General features: G+C 42.0%; 20 protein-coding genes and 2 other annotated features. Of the genes, 3 read left to right on the top strand and 17 right to left on the bottom strand.

The genetic code is table 11. From position 1 onward, the window contains the following. Positions 1-21 precede the first annotated feature (21 nt). The 15 genes from EKM76_RS00855 to ezrA form a co-directional block, all read right to left on the bottom strand. Complete coding sequence (locus tag EKM76_RS00855; protein WP_125548776.1) at positions 22-666, bottom strand: amino acid ABC transporter ATP-binding protein; 645 nt, start codon at positions 664-666, stop codon at positions 22-24. Between the two features lie 12 nt (positions 667-678). Next, positions 679-1,341, bottom strand: a complete 663-nt coding sequence (locus tag EKM76_RS00850; RefSeq protein ID WP_125548775.1) for an amino acid ABC transporter permease — start codon at positions 1,339-1,341, stop codon at positions 679-681. 260 nt (positions 1,342-1,601) lie between these two features. Next, positions 1,602-1,829: a binding site (T-box leader), on the bottom strand. Positions 1,830-1,907: 78 nt separating this feature from the next. Then, positions 1,908-2,705 (bottom strand): septum site-determining protein MinD, encoded by a 798-nt coding sequence (gene minD / locus EKM76_RS00845; RefSeq protein ID WP_125548774.1) that lies wholly within the window; start codon positions 2,703-2,705, stop codon positions 1,908-1,910. 2 nt (positions 2,706-2,707) lie between these two features. Further along, positions 2,708-3,382 carry a septum site-determining protein MinC gene (locus tag EKM76_RS00840; RefSeq protein ID WP_125548773.1) on the bottom strand — a complete coding sequence of 225 codons (675 nt, stop codon included), beginning with the start codon at positions 3,380-3,382 and terminating at the stop codon, positions 2,708-2,710. Positions 3,383-3,497: 115 nt separating this feature from the next. After that, positions 3,498-4,019, bottom strand: coding sequence for a rod shape-determining protein MreD (gene mreD / locus EKM76_RS00835; RefSeq protein ID WP_125548772.1), 522 nt, complete (start codon positions 4,017-4,019; stop codon positions 3,498-3,500). Continuing rightward, complete coding sequence (gene mreC / locus EKM76_RS00830; protein WP_125548771.1) at positions 4,020-4,877, bottom strand: rod shape-determining protein MreC; 858 nt, start codon at positions 4,875-4,877, stop codon at positions 4,020-4,022. A gap of 126 nt (positions 4,878-5,003) precedes the next feature. Next, a complete protein-coding gene (locus EKM76_RS00825) occupies positions 5,004-6,008 on the bottom strand; it encodes a rod shape-determining protein (RefSeq protein WP_125548770.1) in 1,005 nt (334 codons plus the stop codon). A 328-nt stretch (positions 6,009-6,336) separates the two neighbouring features. Further along, positions 6,337-6,537, bottom strand: coding sequence for a cold-shock protein (locus EKM76_RS00820; RefSeq protein WP_125548769.1), 201 nt, complete (start codon positions 6,535-6,537; stop codon positions 6,337-6,339). Positions 6,538-6,690: 153 nt separating this feature from the next. Next, positions 6,691-7,368 (bottom strand): RadC family protein, encoded by a 678-nt coding sequence (radC, locus tag EKM76_RS00815; RefSeq protein ID WP_125548768.1) that lies wholly within the window; start codon positions 7,366-7,368, stop codon positions 6,691-6,693. 71 nt (positions 7,369-7,439) lie between these two features. Then, on the bottom strand, positions 7,440-8,096 hold the full coding sequence (locus tag EKM76_RS00810) for an HAD family hydrolase (protein ID WP_125548767.1): 657 nt from the start codon (positions 8,094-8,096) through the stop codon (positions 7,440-7,442). A 9-nt stretch (positions 8,097-8,105) separates the two neighbouring features. Then, positions 8,106-9,410, bottom strand: coding sequence for a bifunctional folylpolyglutamate synthase/dihydrofolate synthase (locus EKM76_RS00805; RefSeq protein WP_125548766.1), 1,305 nt, complete (start codon positions 9,408-9,410; stop codon positions 8,106-8,108). 74 nt (positions 9,411-9,484) lie between these two features. Beyond that, on the bottom strand, positions 9,485-12,148 hold the full coding sequence (locus EKM76_RS00800; RefSeq protein ID WP_125548765.1) for a valine--tRNA ligase: 2,664 nt from the start codon (positions 12,146-12,148) through the stop codon (positions 9,485-9,487). A 59-nt stretch (positions 12,149-12,207) separates the two neighbouring features. Beyond that, positions 12,208-12,421 (bottom strand) — a binding site (T-box leader). A gap of 39 nt (positions 12,422-12,460) precedes the next feature. Further along, a complete protein-coding gene (gene thiI / locus EKM76_RS00795) occupies positions 12,461-13,678 on the bottom strand; it encodes a tRNA uracil 4-sulfurtransferase ThiI (protein WP_125548764.1) in 1,218 nt (405 codons plus the stop codon). A 24-nt stretch (positions 13,679-13,702) separates the two neighbouring features. Then, positions 13,703-14,851 (bottom strand): cysteine desulfurase family protein, encoded by a 1,149-nt coding sequence (locus tag EKM76_RS00790; RefSeq protein WP_125548763.1) that lies wholly within the window; start codon positions 14,849-14,851, stop codon positions 13,703-13,705. 203 nt (positions 14,852-15,054) lie between these two features. After that, on the bottom strand, positions 15,055-16,770 hold the full coding sequence (gene ezrA, locus EKM76_RS00785) for a septation ring formation regulator EzrA (protein WP_125548762.1): 1,716 nt from the start codon (positions 16,768-16,770) through the stop codon (positions 15,055-15,057). A gap of 148 nt (positions 16,771-16,918) precedes the next feature. Here ezrA and EKM76_RS00780 point away from each other — a divergent pair, with 148 nt between their 5' ends. After that, entirely contained in the window at positions 16,919-17,371 is a 453-nt protein-coding gene (locus EKM76_RS00780) for a GAF domain-containing protein (RefSeq protein ID WP_125548761.1), read from the top strand. Between the two features lie 213 nt (positions 17,372-17,584). Beyond that, on the top strand, positions 17,585-18,199 hold the full coding sequence (gene rpsD / locus EKM76_RS00775; protein WP_125548760.1) for a 30S ribosomal protein S4: 615 nt from the start codon (positions 17,585-17,587) through the stop codon (positions 18,197-18,199). Positions 18,200-18,242: 43 nt separating this feature from the next. Here rpsD and EKM76_RS00770 read toward each other — a convergent pair whose 3' ends face one another. Further along, positions 18,243-18,872, bottom strand: coding sequence for a DUF1054 family protein (locus EKM76_RS00770; protein WP_225417845.1), 630 nt, complete (start codon positions 18,870-18,872; stop codon positions 18,243-18,245). A gap of 92 nt (positions 18,873-18,964) precedes the next feature. On the opposite strand from EKM76_RS00770, the gene EKM76_RS00765 reads away from it, so the two are divergent. Next, positions 18,965-19,417, top strand: coding sequence for a YueI family protein (locus EKM76_RS00765; protein ID WP_225417844.1), 453 nt, complete (start codon positions 18,965-18,967; stop codon positions 19,415-19,417). Positions 19,418-19,476: 59 nt separating this feature from the next. On the opposite strand, the gene gshAB is transcribed toward EKM76_RS00765, so the two are convergent. Next, positions 19,477-21,726, bottom strand: coding sequence for a bifunctional glutamate--cysteine ligase GshA/glutathione synthetase GshB (gene gshAB / locus EKM76_RS00760; protein ID WP_125548759.1), 2,250 nt, complete (start codon positions 21,724-21,726; stop codon positions 19,477-19,479). Between the last annotated feature and the right edge of the window lie 19 nt (positions 21,727-21,745).

The raw sequence follows: 21,745 nt of genomic DNA, 5'->3' as shown, positions 1-21,745 counted from the left end.
GTTCACAATTGATCGACGCTATTATTTACTTTCTGGAAGTGCATCAACGTGTTTAACCGCGTCAGCAATATTTTCAGCAAATTCCAAATCATGGGTCACGATGATCTGCGTCATCCCGTCAGCCTTTAAGCCTAAAATTAATTTCTCAACTTCTTGACGTAAATCAGGATCCAACGCACTAGTTGGCTCATCATAACACAAAATTTTCGGCTTCATTGCCAATGCACGTGCCAATGCGACCCGCTGCTTTTGACCACCTGATAGTTGATAAGGATAGAGTTCTTCCTTGCCCGTTAACGCTAAACGTTCTAGTAGCGCGCGTGCTTGTCTTTCAGCCTCATCCTTAGTCTGTTTCAAGGCCAAAATCGGTGCTAATGTAATATTATCAAGAACGTTCAGATTCGGGAATAACTGAAAGTCTTGAAATACGACCCCGATCACGCTGTCCTTATCCTGATTATCATACGGATCAAAAGTCTGACCATCTAATAGAATTTGCCCCGCATCGATCCGTTCAAGTCCACTAATACAGCGCAATAACGTTGTTTTACCAGCACCAGAAGGGCCCACAATTGCTAAGGCCTCGCCATCATTAACGGTCAAATCAAGCTGATCTAAGATCAAACGCCGACCAAAATGTTTACTAATTGCTTTTAATTCTAACATCGCTTATCCCTCCTACTTGTAATAACTGTAATGTTGTTCAACCTTACGCTGGATCAAAGTTAAAACGGCTGTCAGTAACAAATAACCGATCCCCACTAAAAGTAGTGGTAGTAGCGTGACATCCCGAGCAGTGGCCACATTACCGGCGCGTAAAAGATCGCCTAAACCGATCACATAAACTAACGAGGAATCTTTAACTAGGTTAATAACTTCATTGCCAATTGAAGGTAAAACAATTTTCATTACCTGTGGTAGAACAATCTTTTTTATCGTTTGCCAGTAGGTCAAACGCAACACTTTCGCACTTTCATATTGACCACGATCGATCGACTGCAAACCACCACGAAAAATTTCGGCAAAATAAGCGGCATAATTAATAATAAAAGCAAATAAGGCTGCATCATAACGCTGGAACACAATATGAATAATTGGTAATCCATAAAAAACAAAAATTAACTGTAATAATAGCGGCGTTCCGCGCATGATCCAAACATAAATACCTAGAATATTGCGCAAAGGCTTGAAGCGTGATGCTCGGCCTAACCCAACAATGATCCCCAAAGGAATCGCACCGATCAAAGTGAAGAAGAAAAGTGATAGCGTCATTTTAACACCATCGAAAAGTGAAGGCATAATTTGCCAAGCATAATGCCATTGTGTTGCCAAGATATCCATTTCAACATCCCCTATTCCAAAAATTAGTGATCGATTTATGTGAACATAAATCTTCATTGACGAATCTGTTTTCGCTTAATTAAAGTACAGCAAAACAGAGAACGATCGACTTTTAGGTAAATAAAAAGTCCTCGAAAACAAATCGTTTTCGAGGACGCAATGCGTGGTTCCACCTCAATTTGCACTGACCTCACGATCAGTACCTCCAGTAGTTCAGCCACAAATACAAATAAAAAAGTCCTCTTGAAGTCAAATAACTTCAAGAGGACGATTGATTTCGTGATTCCACCTCTATTTATGCCATTTTCACAAAAGGCATCTCAGGTAGTTCTAAGAACTACAGCAATAACGGGCTTTCCCGTGTGCACCTAATTTGTTCAGCACACAATACTCGCAGATGTGTTTCGTTATACTTGATTGTTTCTTCACAGCGACCAGAAACTCTCTGTTAATCAAAGTACAACTAATATTCTGTTCAACGTTAGTTATTTATGAGAATAAGATTAACACTTTTTAACTTTACTGTCAAATTAATACTTATGCCAACCGTTTAATTTGCAAATAGTCTAGCTCCGATTACCAAAAAGTCGCTGCCAAAAGCCAACTTTTTCTTCCTTGATCGACATTAAAGGCACCGTTTCGCCTAAGATCCGCCGGGCAATATTTCGATAACCCTGACTAGCTGGATTCTTAGGATCGAGTACAACTGGGTTGCCCTGATTAGAAGAAGCAATAACGCCATCATCGTCCAGAACTATCCCTAATAACGAAATCGATAAATGACGTGTGATTTCATCGATATCCATCACGTCACCCTCACTCATCATATGCTGCCGAATTCGGTTAATGATCAAACGTGGTTCTTGAGCCATATTAGCTTGTTCCAATAACCCCACTACTCGATCAGCATCCCGGACTGCTGAAATTTCAGGAGTGGTCACCACAATCGCGCAATCAGCACCAGCAATCGAATTTTGGAATCCTTGCTCAATGCCCGCTGGACAATCGAGAATAACAAAATCATAGTCTTCTTTTAATTCGTCAACGATTGCTTTCACTTCTGCTGGTATTAAGGCGTCTTTATCCGTATTCTGAGCAGCTGGTAATAGGTATAGGTTATCTTCAAAGCGCTTGTCTTTAACTAACGCTTGATGTAACTTAGCCCTACCTTGAGCAACATCGACAATATCATAAATAATACGATTTTCTAAGCCCAAAACAACATCCAAATTACGAAGACCAATATCTAAATCCATCAAACAAACTTTTTTATTTTGTAAAGCTAGTGCAGTCCCTAAATTTGCGCTGGTGGTCGTTTTACCAACGCCACCTTTACCGGATGTCACTACGATTGCCGTTCCCATAGTTATGCCTCCCCAATCTTGTTATATAACTTTGGACGAATCGTCTTGAGATCATCCAGATTTCCGTAATCAAGTAAATGTAGATCATTAATATATGTAATTGAGCGCGGCGTAAAGGCCTGATCACTGTCAGCTAAAATATCCACAGTATCAGCGATTCGCACTTGAATAGCCTGACTCAAGTCGCCTACGACAATTGCATCGTCCCGATCAGGAAATCCAGCGTGAACAACACCTTCAATTTTCCCCACCACATAGACACTTCCAGTTGCACGTAGGATCCCACCACGATGGACAGCGCCAATAAATAAAACGTCACCATCGACTTGGACCTCTTGTCCACTACGAATCACTAAACGACTCATGTGAATGCTATCCTGTTCTTTCAAAATCTGCGCTGCTGCTTTAGTGATCACGTCAGATTCAATTTGCTCAACCTTAAATTGTGGGTACTGTTCAATTAAATCTTGAATTTGCCGCTTTTCTTGATCAGTTAATAGCCGCTTCTCGGTATCAATTTTAAAGCCAACGATTTTGGTATCGTCTTGACTTGATTGTTCGCGACTTAACTTAACGAATAATTCACTTAGTTCCGCAATAATTGCGGTAAAAGCGCCATTTTGCTTTAACGTTAATTGATAGCCGCCTTGATGTCCCTTCAAAACTACAAATTGCATGCTCGCCACTCCCTAGTCGACACGAATAATTAAATTTTAGCATATTTACGTCGTAGTGTCTCAAAAGGTATTCAGATTCCTTTTCACAGAAGTAGTTTCAAGACACGCACTTGCTTTAATACAGCGAATCTAATTTTACAATTAATTGACGTAATGGAAAATATAAAAAGATAAATAACACTAAGTTTAACGCTAACGTTGGACCCAATATATTAGGGATAAAATCGCCAAGTGCCATAGTCGTTAGGCCCATAAAGATATTCATCCCATAAACCAAGCTTTCCAATACCGTTAAATCGATCAAATAAATTGCACCAACCACTAAGGGCGCCGGCGCAAAGAATTGCGCGATCCAGCGGGTCAAAAAAATGATCAGCGGAAATAAAAACATGTAGACTCCGAGGATTCCAGTATAAAAACTATCGTAAACTAAGCCTAAAATCAGTGCAACGATCATTAAATTCGGAAAATTAGGCGCGAAGAAATAGACTAACACTAAACCTAACACAACTAAGCGGATAATCATTGTATCCGGAAAGCTATGCAAGGTACTGCCAAATAAATAGCTAAATGAACCATCAAGTAACATCAAGACAACCAGCAGCACATTTACCCAGATTTTTTCTCGTAAACGCATTTAATCACCCGCCATTTGTCGTTCAATTACCGTTACCACAGTAAAATCATCTAAGTCGACCGCTGGTTTAATCAGCAAGGATAAGGCTAGCCCATAATCATCATGTTTGACCTTGGTTACTTTACCAATATACAAACCGCGTGGCGTCAAACCGCCTAAACCAGAAGTTTGTACTGTATCGCCAACCTTAATTTTAGCATCCGAGTTTAACTGACCTATTTTTAATTCACTGCTTGCTTGGTCATAACCAGTGACGATCCCGTTGGCAGTGCCGCTATCAGTAATTACTTCCGCAGCAAACCGATTAGCCGATTGGTTATCCGTCGTGATCAATTCAACTTTAGAATTAGTGTTATTTACCTCGATCACACGACCAATCAAACCAGAACCTGCCATTACTGGCATATTCTTTTTAATTCCAGCTAAACTCCCTTTATTGATCACCAATGTATTTTGCCAATTAGCCGGTGAACGGGTCAAAACAGCCGCATTGACCTGCGAATAATCCGTCAAGGTTTTGTCTAATTTTAATTGTTGTTTTAACTCTTTATTTTCACTTTGTAATGTTGCAGCGCGTGTTTTGGTTTGAGCTAAATCATCTAATTGTGTCTTCAGTTTAGCATTTTCTTCATACGTATTGATCAAATCAGAAACAGCTGCAAAACTATTTTTTACACCATTTGCCGGTAGCGCTACAACTCGATCGACAACACCAACTACATCATTGCCGACCCGCTGCACTAACGGTGGCGTCTTTTCACTATTGCGTACGCTGACCGAAAATGCCATCAAGCCCATGCTGATGATAATAACGATCATAACAATGATTAGTTTTCGATTTGAAAAAAATTTCTGCATAGGGCGACCTCCAACAATTTGCCTAGCAAGCAATAAGTTTTGAGCTGACAATATTAATCGCTGAAAATGGCGAGTATTCGACCAATCTTCAGCGATTAATTTAGGCTTTTACCAACTTTTTTCAGCTTAACGTTTCTTCATAATATCAATATTCTTCAGTGATTCACCAGTGCCAATGGCAACACAATCTAACGGTGATTGCGCCACAAAAACTGGCACTTTCGTTGCATCGGCAATCACTTCGGGTAGATTCTTCAATAAGGCGCCACCACCAGTCAAAACGATACCATGATCGATCACGTCAGCCGCAATTTCCGGTGACGTTTCTTCAAGGGTCTCTTTAATGGCAACAATGATTTCATTCACGACTTCTTGCAAGGCTTTCGCGATATCTTCCGCAGCGATATCCACCGTCTTTGGTAAGCCAGAAATAAGATCACGACCACGCACGGTCATGCCATCGATTTCGGCCGATTTTTCTAGCGAGGCAGAACCGATTTGTATTTTAACATCCTCAGCAGTCCGTTCACCGATCAACAGATTAAAATGTTGACGAATATAATAAATAACTGCTTCATCGAACTTGTCCCCCGCCATTCTGATTGAACGACTAGAAACAATGCCCCCTAATGAAATTGTAGCGACATCAGTTGTACCACCACCAATATCGACCACCATACTACCGGTTGGGTCCATCACTGGTAAGCCAGCGCCGATTGCTGCCGCAAAAGGTTCTTCAATGACATAAGCATCACGAGCCCCAGCAACACGAGTCGCATCGATCACGGCTCGCTTTTCAACTTCAGTCACACCACTAGGTACACAAACCATCACATAAGGTTTACCGGCGCCCCGGCCCTGTGATTTCTCCATAAAATATTTCATCATAGCTGCCGTCGTATCGTAATCAGCGATGACGCCATCCTTCATTGGTCGAATCGCCACAATACTGCCTGGTGTCCGTCCAATCATATCGCGTGCTTCGGTGCCGACCGCGACCACTTCACCGGTCTTGGTATTCTTGGCAACAACTGAAGGCTCATGAAGCACGATTCCCTTGCCATCAATATAGACCAATGTGTTGGCTGTTCCGAGGTCAATTCCAATATTCTTTGTGCCTAATCCGAACACAGCGTCTCTCTCCTTCAAATTCAGCGATATTCAATCAACTAACCACATAAGTGAATAGTCATTAAATGCTTTTACATCTCCGTTTGCAGATAAAGGAATTATAACACACTTATTTCCGTTACAAAATGCTTTAACATCTACTAATCTATCATACCGAATAATCAGTGAAATGATAAGGGCTTTTATAAACTTAACCCTTTTTTTAGAAAGTCATAGGTCCAAATTGATAGCTATTAATGACATGATTTAAAAAAGTTATGTGACGTATAAACTAAAAAATTCGCAAAAAAAAGACAACACCATAATGATGTTGTCTGATATTAATTGACTATGCTTTATTAACGTTAACCGCTTGTGGTCCGCGATCGCTTTCTTCAACGTCAAATGTTACAGCTTGGCCTTCTTCAACAGTTTTAAAACCGTCGCCTTGGATAGCTGAAAAATGAACGAATACATCGCTACCATTTTCGCGAGAAATAAAACCAAAACCTTTTTCAGGGTTAAACCATTTAACTGTACCTTGTTCCATGAATAAAAATCCTCCTCGTGCCCGTTGACACAATTTTTTTGTAATTCTGATTGGTACGATGGGGAAAGTTTATTAATGAAACTTTGATCCATTACCTAACAAAAATACATATTTAGCTTACCATGATACCGGTTTAATAACAAGCCGCGCTGTCTATAATTCACCACGTTCTTTTAAGCTACTGTAGCTCTGCCGACCAACGATCAAATGGTCAAGACACTCAATTCCCATTAAGTCACCACAATTGGCCACTCGTTGCGTAAATTTCAAGTCATAATTTGAAGGTTCCGTCATGCCACTAGGATGATTGTGTACTAAAATAAACCGTGCTGCCGCGATCTGTAACCCATAAGCAAAAATCTCACGCGGATGTGCTACCGAAGCATTTAACGTCCCACGAAAAAGTTCCTGCTCCTTAATGATCTGATTCTTGGTATCTAAATAAACCACCAATAAATGTTCTTGGCGACAGCCAGCAAAACGTGCGATCATTTTTTCCCCAACTTGTTGACTAGATGTGATGGTCCCAAAACGTAACTGCGCAGATAATTGACTACGACGACCTAGTTCTAGTGCTGCCTGTAGCTCGATCGCTTTGGTTTGACCAATGCCATTAATTTGTTCTAAATCACTGATTTTAGCGTGTACCAATGTTGCTAATTGCGGATAAGCCAGTAATACTTGCTGGGCCACCGTCATTACTGGCAAACTCTTAGTGCCAGTTCGCAATAAAATCGCCAATAATTGTTGATCAGTTAAACTGGCCGCGCCTGAATATAATAATTGCTCCCGCGGCTGCCACTGTTGCTTGTTTGTTTCAAGTGCTAACATTAGTGATTGCTCCTCGCTGCTTAAGATTAAACGCTACTTTTTAAGCGCCTACTCTTAAACTACGCAAGAAATCAGCTATTACTTTTAATAAAATCACGAACCGCAAATAAATCTGGCACGATCTCCAATGCCAGCGCCTGCATTTCAGCGGTTGGCGTAATTAGGTCAGGCACGATAATACAGGGTATCCCAGCTGCTTGTGCGGCTAATAACCCATTACGTGAATCTTCAAGCACTAGTGTTTCAGCAGCCGGCGTCCCTAGAGCTGCTAAGGCAGTTAAAAATAGTTCTGGTGCTGGCTTACCTTTAGTTACATCATCCATTGAAATAATGGTTGGAAATTGGCTAGCCAGTTGTGTTGCGGTCAAAAAGTCACTAATTTTAGTTTTGAAATTACTCGATGCAATTGCTTTACTGATCTTGTGTTGGTCTATAAACGCCAGTAGCTCATCTAATCCTGGCTTTTTTTGTAGCTCGTTGTGATGGATCGCCTGATCGATTTCTTGATAGGTCAGTTGCATGAATTCCTGCACTTGCGCTTCGCTACCAAAGGCTTCCCGGAAAAATGCCATCAAATCTTCATCCGAAGCACCAATGAAACGCTCGTAATAATCGTCACTATAATTCAAATTCATTTTCTGAGCAGCAGCAAGATTAGCTTGATAATATAACTTCTCTGAATCAAACATCAAACCATCCATATCAAAAATAACGCCTTGTACCTTCATCGTTAGCCCTCAACTTTCAAAATAGTGTCGCACTTCGGATACAAAATAAAGTGAGCCGGTCAATAACAACATATCATCTGCTGACGCTTCTTGCAAGACTGCTTGTAGCGCCATTTGCCAATGTGTGTAGATCGGCAACTCTTGTTCGCTGGCCTGTTCCAATTCGTCAACCGATGCCACCCGCGAATTACCAGTGAATTGAGTCAAAATAAGATGGACGTTGGGTAAACGCTCTAAAATCGCCAACATTTGCGCCGTCGCTTTATCCTGCAATGCCGCAAAAATAATATAAATTTCTAAATGGCTAAAATTAGCCTGTAATGTACTCGCTAACGCCTGCATTGCTGGTTCATTATGCGCACCGTCGAGAACGATCAACGGCTGTTCATTTAGCTTTTCCAACCGACCTAACCATTTGGCCTGTGCTAAGCCCTGCTTAATTGTCTTAGCATCAGTAGTTTGCTGTAGTTGCTGTAAGGCCAAAATAAATGTCGCGATCGCCACCGCAGCATTATCGACCTGATAATCGCCTAACATTGGTAGCTCAACACCTTTGATCTGCTGTTGTAAACCTGTAAAATCAAAGGTCTCACCCCAACTAGCAAGGGCCTGCTGCCGGGTTGTTTTAAAATCGGCACCTAATCGATAAAGTTGACTCTGATTCCGTTGTGCCGTATCCGTGACAACTGCTAGCGCTTCTGCTGGTAAACGACCTACCACTACCGGCTGGCCCGACTTGATAATACCAGCTTTATGCGTGGTGATTTCAGCTAGCGTATCACCTAATAAGGCCATATGATCGTAACCAATAGTTGTAATGACGGACACTAGCGGTGTAATCACATTGGTGGCATCAGTCAAGCCACCAATGCCAACTTCGATAATAACAAGGTCTAGTGGCTGCTGCACAAAATAAACCAACATCAAAAGCGTCACAAACTCAAATTCAGTAATTTGATCATCTGGTGCAGCTGCATCCAAAGTCGCCACTTGTGGTCCAACTTGATTAACTAAATCTAGCAAATCCGCATCGCTGATCGGTTCACCATCAATACTGATCCGTTCATTGAAACGCATTAAAAACGGCGAGGTAAACGTCCCTACCGTCATTCCCTGTTCGTTGGCTAAATAACGGAGATCATTAACTACAGAACCTTTGCCGTTTGTCCCGGCCACATGAATCGCGGTCAGCTTTTTTTCTGGATGATCAAATGCTGCTACCGCCCGTTGCATCCGTTTTAGACTGCCTTCTTTATGCATTTTAGGCCGACTGTGGATTTTTATCAGTGCCGTTTGATAATCTTCTGCGTACATACTTTCGCCACTTTCGTTTTTTTCCAGTATAGCAAAAAGAAGCCTAAATTTCAGGCTTCTTCTATGTTGATCACTTATAAATTAGCTTTTAACTCAGCAATTCGTTCATTAGCAGCAGCTAATTTTTGAGCATAATCAGCTCGTTTAGCTTTTTGTTCAGCTACTACAGCTTCTGGAGCATTCTGCACGAAACGCTCGTTGCCTAACTTTTTATCGGCGCGTGTAACCTCGCCTTGTAACTTGGCAGCTTCATTTTCCATCCGTTTGATTTCCTCATTCAGATCGATCAATTCAGCCAACGGCACATATACCTCAGCACCAGTAATGATTGCTGACATCGCTAATGCCGGCGCATCAACCTTCGCCGCAATTGTCAAGGCTTTCGGATGTACGAAGCGCTCGATATATTCGCGGTTATTTTCAAAAATCGCCTGTGTTTGCTGGTCAGTTGTTTTGATCAACACGTCAATTGGACTAGATAATGGTGCATTAACTTCAGCGCGAATATTACGTACTGACCGAATCAAATCGATCAAACGCGACATTTGCGCTACGGCATCAGTATCTGTTAATTCCGCATGTGCCACTGGATAGGCTGCTGTAACAATTGAATCACCAACGTGTGGTAATTGTAGCCATAATTCTTCAGTGACAAACGGCATGATCGGGTGCAATAGTTTAAGTGTTTGTTCAAAAACATAGGCTAATGCTTGCTGCTTATTGGCAATTGCAGTCGCGTCATCGCCGTACAAAACTTCTTTACTCATTTCAATATACCAATCGCACAAATCGTTCCAAATAAAGTTATAAAGTAATCGGCCAGCTTCACCAAATTCAAAATCATCGAATAAACGCGTCACTTCTGTAACCGTCTCGTTCAACCGACTTAAAATCCAACGATCAGCTAAGTCACGTTGTGCCGCTGCTGGCATCGTCGCAGTTGTATCATCACCTAAATTCATGATCACAAAGCGGCTGGCATTCCAAATTTTATTAATAAAATTCCACGCGGCGTCCATTTTATCATAGGAGAAGCGCACGTCTTGACCTGGCGTCGAGCCGGTACTCAAGAACCAGCGTAAAGCATCAGCACCATATTTCTTGATCACTTCCATTGGATCAATGCCGTTACCTAATGATTTACTCATTTTACGGCCATGTTCGTCGCGAATCAAACCATGGATCAAAACGTGTTTGAATGGCCGCTTGCCTGTGAATTCTAGGCTTTGGAAAATCATCCGTGAAACCCAGAAGAAAATAATGTCGTAGCCGGTCACTAAAGTGCTAGTTGGGAAATAGCGTTTGAAATCAGGTGCATCAGTATCCGGCCAACCCATGGTTGAAAATGGCCATAAAGCACTACTAAACCAAGTATCTAGCACATCAGAATCTTGTTCCCAATTTTCTGGATCAGCAGGAGCGTCCATCCCGACATAAGTTTCGCCGGTCTGTTTATTATACCAAGCAGGAATCCGATGGCCCCACCATAATTGCCGTGAAATGACCCAGTCATGAACGTTATCCATCCACTGAGTAAAGGTGTTTTCAAAGCGTTCTGGCACGAAATTAACGCGGTCAGCACCCGCTTGGTTCTTCAAAGCAACTTCGGCCAACGGCTTCATTTTGACGAACCATTGTGTCGATAAGCGGGCTTCAACTTGGACGCCTGTCCGTTCTGAATGACCAACACTGTGGACAATTGGGTCAGTCCGTAGTAAGTAGTCCTCAGCTTCTAAATCAGCGACCATTGCTTTACGTGCCGTGAAACGGTCCATACCCTGATACTTGCCAGCATTTTCATTCATGGTGGCGTCCTCGTTCATCGTATTGATCCGCTTTAAGTCATGCCGATTACCGACTTGGAAATCATTAGGGTCATGTGCTGGCGTAATTTTTACCATCCCAGTACCAAATTCCATATCCACATAAGGATCAGCAATGATCGGTAAATGGCGACCTTGTAATGGCAATAAAACTTCACGCCCAACTAAGTCCTTATAGCGTTCATCATCTGGATTTACTGCCACCGCAACGTCACCAAACATGGTTTCTGGCCGCGTTGTCGCAATTTCAATGTAATGTTTACCCTCAAAAGTAAATTCGGGATCAATAAAGGGATATTTAACATGGTAAAAAGCGCCTTGGTCATCTTGATGGATCACTTCAATATCCGATAACGCCGTCCGTGCTTGCGGATCCCAATTGATGATATATTCGCCGCGATAGATCAGGCCTTTTTTATAGAGTTCCACAAAGACTTTGCGCACCGCTTGTGATAAGCCATCATCCAGCGTGAAGCGTTCACGTGAATAGTCGACTGAAATACCTAGCTTAGCCCACTGTTGATGAATAATATCGCCGTATTCATGGACCCAATCCCAGACCTCATCGACAAACTTTTCGCGGCCTAAATCATAACGCGTGATCCCTTTTTCCCGTAAATGGCCTTCGACTTTGGCTTGGGTAGCAATTCCGGCATGATCCATTCCTGGCAGCCATAAAACGTCATAACCTTGCATCCGTTTTTGCCGGATCAACATATCCTGCAACGTTGTATCCCAAGCATGTCCCAAATGTAATTTACCAGTCACATTAGGCGGTGGAATCACAATTGAATACGGTTTTGCTTCTGGGTCGCCGCTTGGTTTAAATAAATCTTTTTTGAGCCATTCTTCATACCGCCCAGGTTCAACCTGTTGCGGATCGTACTTAGTTGACATTTGTTTTTCGTCAGCCATGACTGTCACCCTTTCTCTACTGCCCTATTTTGCGTAAATAAAAAAACACCCGCCTAAATTAATAGGACGAATGCTGTTATTCGCGGTACCACCTAAATTGCGCATATTGCGCCACTTGATTAGTTGTAACGGACGATTTTATCCGGCTGCCCCTACTTAAGTTCAAAGCAGCAGCTCCCAAGTTACCTTCGTCATAAACTGTGTAAAGCTTCCAGCAAACACTTTTTCTCTACGCCACAGTTATATAATTACTCGCTTGTTCATTGCTTTGAAACTACTGTAGCAAAAAAACGGTGCCAGTGCAACGCTAAATTACAATAAGCTGGCGATTTCGCTTTGATCTTGTGCTAAAAATTCTTCGTCAGCCTTAATTTCCGTCATTTTAATGCCGGCAATTGCTTCCGCCATTAAGCCTTCGACATCGATCAATTGCTCGTAGACCCGCGTTTTCTCTAAATTAGGCCGCGTTTTTGGTGCTGGCGGTGCAAAAATAGTACAACAATCTTCAAAGGGCATGATCGATAGATTAAAGGTATCAATATCTTCAGCGATTTTAATGATCTCGTTTTTATCCATCGAGACAACTGGCCGTAAAATTGGTGTTGTGGTGACATCATTGATCGCCACCATACTTTCCATGGTTTGTGAGGCCACTTGACCTAATGCCTCACCGTTAAAAATAGCTAAACCATGGTGCATTTCGCGAATTTTATCGGTTAAACGTAACATTAAACGCCGTTGTACCGTCATTAAATAAGCTTCCGGCACTTTATTTTTGATTGTTTCCTGAATATGGGTAAACGGAACTTCAATAAATTGAATACTGCCCGCGTATGGCGCTAATTTTGAAGTCAATTCTTTGGCCTTGGCTAAAGCTTTGGTGCTCGTGTATGGCGGGCTGAAAAAGTGAACCATTTGAATGGCAACGCCACGCTTCATCGCTAGATAGCCAGCCACTGGTGAATCAATACCACCAGACAACATTAACATGCCGCGGCCAGCGGTACCGACTGGTAAGCCGCCGGCGCCTTTGATCGTCCGACTAGACAAATAAATACCATCCAAACGCACTTCTACGCGCAACGTAATTTCTGGCTTATGCACCCGCACAGTTAGGCCAGGAATATTATCCAAAATCACGCCGCCAAGTTCGGTGTTCATTTCGTTAGTATCTAACTCAAAGGCATGATCAGAACGCCGTGTGTTGACTTTAAAGGTATCACCAGGCTGATATTGTTCCTTGATCATTGCAATTGCGGTTTGCCGTACTTGGTCCATGTCCCGTTCGACCCGAATTGATGGCGAAAAGTTCTGAATACCAAAGACTTGGCCTAAGCGTGTCATTACCGCAGCACTATCTTCACCATGCAAAACCACGTGTAAACGATCACGGCGGGCATGAATTTCTAACGCTGGAAAGCGATGTAAAGCCTTAGTCACATTACCAAATAAACGGTCGATAAAACTACGCCGGTTCTTACCTTTAGTCGATAATTCACCATAGCGCACCATAATTTCTGTATATTCCATTAAATTCTTCCTCACTCTACTTATTTACGAGTTAATTAATTCAAAACGCGCATAGATCTTATCAAAAGCGGTCATAAAGGCTTCAGCTTCAGCCATTGTATTATTTTCATCTAAAGAAACTCGTACCGCACTGGTGGCAATATCATCCGGAACGTGCATTGCCGCCAATGTACCAGAAATCGTTCCCTTTTTCGAAGAACAAGCACTCGTCGTTGAAAGATAGATATCATGTTCTTCAAAGGCATGAACAATGGTTTCCCCACGCACACCGCGAATACCAAAACATAAAATATGCGGCGCAAATTTAGCCGTATTTTCCGAAAAAATCGTGACTTTTGCTTTTTGGGCGACATGTTGATAAATTTTTGTTTTAATTGCTTGTTGTTGCTGGACCTTAGCTGGCTCATCGGTCAGTAACAAGCGTAACGCTTTGGCCATCCCTGCGATCGCGGGTAAGTTTTCAGTACCGCTACGCCAGTTATTCTCTTGACCACCACCAGTCATCAATGGTGCCAATTGCCGGCCGTGTCTGACATAAATAAAACCAGTACCGCGCGGCCCATGAAATTTATGTGCCGAAAAAGTCAGAAAATCGATTCGTGGCAAGCGTAGCATGGGCAATAAGCCCTTACCGATCGACTGCACCGCATCGACATGGAAATGGACCCGTGGATAATCAGCTAAAATATCAGCAACTTCCTTAAGTGGCTGAATGCTACCAACTTCATTATTCACCGCCATAATTGATACTAAAATCGTATCTGAACGTAAGGCAGCTTTTAGGTCAGCTGGGTCGATAAAACCATGCTTGTCCACTGGCAAATAAGTCACTTCGTAACCTAATTGCTCTAACTGTGCCATTGAATTTTTGACCGCTGGATGTTCAATTTCAGTGGTGATCAAATGTTTACCGAATTGGCGCTTCTCAATTGCCGTTCCCTTAACCACCCAGTTATCGCCTTCAGTGCCACCACTAGTGAAATAAATTTCCTCTGGCTGTGCTTGGATCAGCTGCGCAATTTGTTGGCGCGATTGTTGCAACAAATTATCAGCCTTATTCCCTAACGCGTGCAAACTAGACGGATTACCAAAGAAAGCTTGACTCACAGTTTGGTAGGTAGTCAAAACTTCTGGTGCAGCCGCTGTTGTGGCGCTATTATCAAAATAAATCATGCAAACATTCTTCCTTTTCATTAACTAAAATACACACAAAATCCTAATTGATTAAAGTTCTTACCAACAATTGCCAACAATGACAAAATTCTAAACCATTATAACAAACTCATATTAAAAGACAACACTAACTTTTTATAAGTATAAATCTACAAAAAAAGCTAACCGCTTAAACAAAACGGCTAGCGTCAAAGCCACTAAGATTAAACCTTTAACTCTTGATCCTTAGTTTTGTAGTAGCTTTCTTCAACTTTTTTATAACTGCCTGGCTCTACTTGCTCTAAAACAGTGGCAATGTTCTCGGCAGCTTGCTTATAGTCATGTTCACTATTAAATAGCCGCAACGCTTCATCACTGGCCTGCGCAACATCAGCATGGCTATGGCGATAACGGTTCGCATATTGCAATAATTGCTCAGTTAATAGCGCACTATCGATCATATCGTTAGTTTCTTCCTTCAGCTTATTTAAATCTTCTTGGGTCGTGATCAACGCCTTAGTGATCACATCTAAATCGATTTTAACCTGATTTAATTCCTGATCAAGCTTGGTGATCTCATCAGAAACAACGAAAAAGAAATCTAAATAAGGACGGGATAAACCTGGTAAGTTGATTTTTTCAACTTGCCGTTTAATATTACGAATTTCAAATTCAAACGACTGTAAAGATCGTTGGGCTTCTTCTTCACCGCGTCTTAAGCCTTGAACACTATCATTAAGCGCTTTTTGCTTCTTTTCAATTTCGGTTAAAGCCGCAAATGCTGTACTATAATTTTCTGCTACCATTGAATAAACAGCGGTCTGACTCGCAACTTCTTGCATATCATTCTCAAATGTCGAGCGCACTTCATCAAGTTGTTGTTTTAAGTCGTGGGCCTGACCAATTTCGTTATTATTCAAACTGTAACTCTGATCTAAGTGATCTAATTCAGTTTGTAATTCACGATTTTGTTTTTGGGCATGATTAATGAACGCCTGTAATTCATCGTGCCGTGATTCAACTTCCTGATGTGCCTTGATCTCAGCTTCCATAACGTCATAGAGATGATCAATGCGCCGAGCAATATCCTGATCAGCAGCCTCGATTGCGGTTAGATCCAATTCCTTTAATGATTTTCGTGTTTTATTGATGCGTTGATCCAAGTCAGTCAGCTCGCTTGGAATATCGATACCATAGAATTGGTAAGCCTTATCTGCCAATCGTTGATACCCCTGACGTAGCTCTTCTAGTTGCTCAGGAAATTCATTATTTAACTCTTTGAATCGGGGCGGGATCCGCTTCATTAAGTCGTTTAGTTCAGTAAGATCCTTATCTAGTTGCGCTAGGATCGATTTGGACTCAACGTGGTCACCTGATTTAGTAAAGCGGTTATATTTATCAAATGAAGTCTCTAAATAACTTAACTTTTCTTCTAAACCATCGGCCGCGGCACCATAGGAGAAACTCTTCGTTAACAATTGCTTACGTAGTTTTTGATACAACTCGCGTAAGCTCTTGGCTTGAGTTTGGTTAGCTTCGGCGTCAGCCTGGATCTGCTTAAAACCAGCCATAATTTCATCTAATGCTTGTTGTGTTGTCGCAATTTGTTTAGTCAACTCATTAACTAATTTAGTGGCCGCAAAGAAGCGGTAACGATTATTACTTGTTTCCGCTAATAATAATTTACGCTCTAAACCGGCAAAGCCATTTTTCTGAATTTCTTGTAAATGCGTCTGCCATTTAGCGTATTCTTCTTGACTTTGTCCCGCTAAGCCCTGCTGGCGTGCAGCACTCATCGTTTTTTTGAACGGTAATTTACTCATTTTCTGTTCTTGTTCTTGCAATGCATCAATCTGCTTAGAATTATGTCGTTGATAAATAATTACCCCAACATATAGCACTAATGCTAAAATAATAATACCGATCAAAATTAACTCCATCAATAAAACCCCCGTCACGTTTAACATTTTACCTTGCATTTATTTGTAAAGGTCGTTAAAATCTACTCTAAATTATATCATAGTGACCGGAGCGCATCACTAACGAATCGAAAAAACCGCACCTAAATTATTTTGGAGGTCCAATAACATGGTTAAACACTCACTTTTAGCGCAACAAGTTGCTGCTTTATTATATGAAGAAACACATTTAATTTCCAATTTAGCGAACGCCGCCGCCTTGCTAAACGACAGTCTACCTGACGTAAGCTGGGTTGGCTTTTACCTTTATGACCAGGAAAAGGATGAACTGTATCTAGGCCCATTTCAAGGTAAAGTAGCCTGTATGCACATTGCTAACAACCAAGGCGTTGTTGGCACTGCGTTTGCCCAACAAAAAACGCAAATTGTGGCGGATGTCCATCAATTTGCCGGCCATATTGCCTGTGACGCCGCGACAAATGCGGAAATTGTAGTCCCATTAACGGATGGCACTCGGCAAATTGGCGTGCTCGATATTGACTCAACAAAATTTGATCGGTTTACCGCTGCTGATCAAATCGAATTAGAAGACTTTGCTGGAGTCCTGGTCAAGTCGATCTAAACAATAATTGACATTAACCAGTAGCTTTGCTACACTGGTCGTTGTGTAAAATAATGCAGCAGTAAGTGGTAATCACGTCAACAGTTTGTTGCAACCAAAGTTCAATGAGTAACCTGCGGCTGCAGATGGCGAAAATTGCAGAACAAACTGCACGTATACTGAACTTACAATTCGTTATTTTACTCCAAATAAATTTATTGGAGGAATTCTTCTATGTCTCGTTATACAGGCCCACAATGGAAAAAATCTCGTCGCCTTGGCATTTCTCTATCTGGTACAGGTAAAGAATTAGCTCGGCGCCCTTACGCACCTGGTGATCATGGTCCCAATAGTGGTCGTCGTAAGTTATCTGAATATGGTGTTCAATTACGTGAAAAGCAAAAGCTACGTTTCATGTATGGCTTAAACGAACGCCAATTCTCTAACTTATTCCAAAAATCAGGTAAGATCAAAGAAGGTAAGCAAGGTGTTAACTTCATGATCTTGCTAGAACAACGTTTGGATAACTTGGTTTTCCGCTTAGGCTTAGCAACAACTCGCCCACAAGCACGCCAATTAGTTAACCATGGTCATGTCTTAGTTGATGGCAAACGTGTTGATATTCCTTCATACCAAGTTGAAATTGGTCAAGTAATCTCAATTCGTGAAAAATCTAAAAACTTAGTGATCATCCAAGCTGCTCTTGAATCAGTTGTTGGTCGTCCTGCTTTCGTAAGCTTTGACGCTGACAAATTTGAAGGTTCTCTAACTCGTTTACCAGAACGTGACGAATTAGAACCAGATATTGATGAGACACTTGTCGTTGAATACTACAACCAATTATTGTAATCTTCACGATGAAAAAGCCAACCACATTATGTGGCTGGCTTTTTTAGTCTTCTCTGATGGCTGCTAATAAATAGCGATATAATGGCGTTAATTGTTTAATACTTTGCTTAATTTCTACCTCAACTGCCCCGCTAGTCTGAAAAATCGGATCCGTTTTAAGCCAAACTTTACCTAACAACCATTCACCTTTTTTAACGTCGATAAAACGTTGCGTTTGCGCTGCTAAATTCGCCGCATTCAATGGTTGGATTGGCTTCGCCATATGATTACCAGAAAGCTGCCACTGTCCAACGGGTAATTGCTTGATCAAATTTTGCTGCTGATGCAAAATAGCCGCATATGGTGCTGGTTGCTGAATGTTCTCCAGCAAGCATAACCACACAAATAAGCGATCATCCCAGAAACCGACCTCAAAATGTGGCACCATTTTATAACCGCGCTTATACGGACCAATAGCAAACCAGGTATTTGGCGCTGGATTAGTGTGGCGGCGTAGGTGTTTAGCCACGTTAATAAAAGCTGGAATATTTTCTGTTGCTAGTTGTTTGCTGATCGTTGCACCTAATAATTCAAATTTAGGATCTAGTTGTCCACGAATCAATGCCATCCGGCCAGCGACTGTTTGCTGGTTAAAAACTTTAAAATCATCAACTGTAAATCCGATAATAATCACTACTTTCTACTCCAAGACACGACTGCACTAAACTTGGTTTATAAATCGGTTATGCTATACTCACCTTATTGTACCAAATAATCATGAAAGGGATGACCATCGTGACGGAAAATAACGATCTCGAAAGTCAATTAAAAAGTCGCATGACTGGCACACCCCAGATCAAGCCAGACGAACGACGACAATATCTAGGTTCACTACGCGAACGTGTTTTGCTCAAAGTTAGTGTTGCGCAATTAAACGATTCACGTACGTTACCTGCCTTTAAACAGGCCGCAACTCACTTTACTGATGCTAAATTATTACTAAATGGTAAACTAACTGCCACGCTGAAGCCTTATTTACAGTACGCAACGCAAAATAATTTAACCTTTACTATGGTCAACGACGATTCCGCCAGTACTGCAACCGATGCGGTAGCCTTATTACTGGTCGCATCCGTAGCGGTTGATCAATCGAACATTGATATTAGCCAATATTATCGAACAGAGACTAAACCGCAACCAAAGCGCTCTTTTTTCAGTGATTTATTTCAGCGCGATTAAAAGAAAAGCGGCAATAAAATAGTGAGTCAACTCAATTTAGAGTCGACTCACTATTTTTATTATTTACTCTTAAACAATTGATCGATCAAAAGCGGCACCACTGGCTGAGCATCGCCAAAATAAGGTGCAGCGTGGACCGCTAGATCAGGCTGTGCCGTCAGCCCTAACACAGTTGCCAACTCAGGATGCTCACTGTCAACTGGCTGGTAAAGATTATCGATGACGATATCGACACCGACAACCTGTAGCTGCAGGGCACGCGCAGCTGCTAAAGCGATTTGCTTATAGCTAGCGTCTATATCAGCGGTCACATCAATTGAATCAGCCCCTGTAGCAAAGTTCGCTGCTAATCGTAGATAAACTTGATTGCCCCGAGCAGGAATAGTTGTACGGCTTAAGCCTTGTTGCTGCAGATCAGCATCTGTTTGTCCATCTAAAGTGATCGGTTGTAACGGCAAGTTTTTGCCACGATTAACTTGCTGGTTCTTGCGTTCAACTAACGCCGCCAAAGTCTGCCGGCCATCCCCCACAACATTTGCCGGGGTACATTCGGCCACGGCACGGACCTGATCAGCAATGATCACAAAACGATACACGGTTCCTGGTACATAATTTTCCACCAATACGCTATTTCCTATAACTAACGCCTGTTTAATAGCTGCAGCGAACAAATCAACTGTTGGCGGTGTTTGAAACACGGTAACACCACGGCCATGTGCGCTGTATTTAGGCTTAATAACTAACCCTTGTTTAGCTAGATCCATAAAATCAGCCAAAGCCGCGTCGACCGTCATATACTCAGCCCCTGCTGGCACCACAATTCCGGCCTGGCCCAGCAATTTTTTACTAACTAACTTATTTTGGCTGGTCAGCGTTGCCGCTTGCGAATTTAAACGCGTATTGCTGCCGCGACCAATGACTTCGCGGTTGGCTAATTGCAATAAACCAACTGATCCATCCAAAACTTGCGTTGATAGCCCCCGTCGATAGGCTGTCGCTAATACCATTTGACTGGCGGCATCTAAGTGCTCGTAGCCTGGCAACTGATAAGGTTGCGCAGTTGCTTGCTGCTTGAAAATCTGGGCTTGGTGCAAAGCAAATTGCTGCAGTGAACCCGCGCTAATTTCTTGGCTTAAGCGATAACTTGGTGTTAACCGATAATCAGCAACGCGCGCCTGCATTTCCTGTAAGGCCTGTTGCAGCTCAGTCGGTGCTTGATAATCTTGTGCGAATTGCTGTAAGTTATGCATAAAGTCCTGTAACTGATCTTGCAAGCTAGAAACCGTTAACGGTGACTCTAGAGCAACCGCGTCATTATCAGCAGTCGCTTGTGCTAAAACGGTTGATACTTGATCAGTTTCAATACTTGGTACGACCAATAAATAAGCTAAAAAAAGATGTAAAAAGCTTAGAGTCGTTTTACTCAGACCATCCGCTGCGTATGGGTCTAAATCTAGCGTCCGTAATTCTAAGTAATGAATACCAGCAGGTACTAATTCAGCCAAGGATGCGCCTTGTAATCGAACTGGTGAATAAAATTCCCGTGCTTCCTGTAATTCGCCATTAGTGACTAAGCGTTCCAAATCAGCAGCATAAGCAGCCACCGACTGAAAAGAAACCTGGTGTTGACTATGATTGACGTAACCATATTGGCTACTAGCGTGTAGGCTGCGAACTAAATTTTTAGGTAATTCAGGTGCGAAGTTAGCCTCAGCCAGCGGACTAGCACCAAATAAATAAGTCAGCACGTAGCGATAGCGTAAATAATTTTGTGCTAGCTTCAAATAAGCAGCATTATGAAACGCAATATAATTATCCGCAAACTGATCATGATAATGCGTCTCAAATAAGAAGCGCATTAAGCGTTCCGATAACGAAAAATTAATATGTACCGCTGACATCATTTGCATCGCATAACCATATTTTTGCGCAATTTGTTGACGATAATGCAATGCCGCTGCCGTTGGTGCCGCTAATTTGATCGCCGCTGTCGCCGGTAGAACTGGTGGCATTGATAATGGCCATAACAGTTCATTTTCTGGCAGCGCCCGCAACAAGACTGCATCTAGTCCCTGCAACTGGCGGAAAGTTTGCTGGCAAGATCCAAAATAATCGGTGGCCACTTCTGCCTGTGCCTGCGCAAAGTCATTTTTTAGATAAAGCTGTGGCTGCGTAAATGGTAATGGCGTTTGACTTAATTCCCCCTGCACGTTTACCCGTTGATTTTCTTTTTCAACACCGTAATGCCCAGCAAATAAAAAAGCTTCATGTTGATATTTTTTGATTTGTTGACCGATCTGATTTAACATAAATCCAGCTCACTTTCTT

Origin of the sequence: Loigolactobacillus zhaoyuanensis (genome assembly GCF_003946385.1) — a bacterium.
In the GTDB taxonomy this organism is placed as follows: domain Bacteria; phylum Bacillota; class Bacilli; order Lactobacillales; family Lactobacillaceae; genus Loigolactobacillus; species Loigolactobacillus zhaoyuanensis.
Note: the sequence above shows the minus strand (reverse complement) of the source record. Positions and strands in the feature narration are given on the sequence as shown.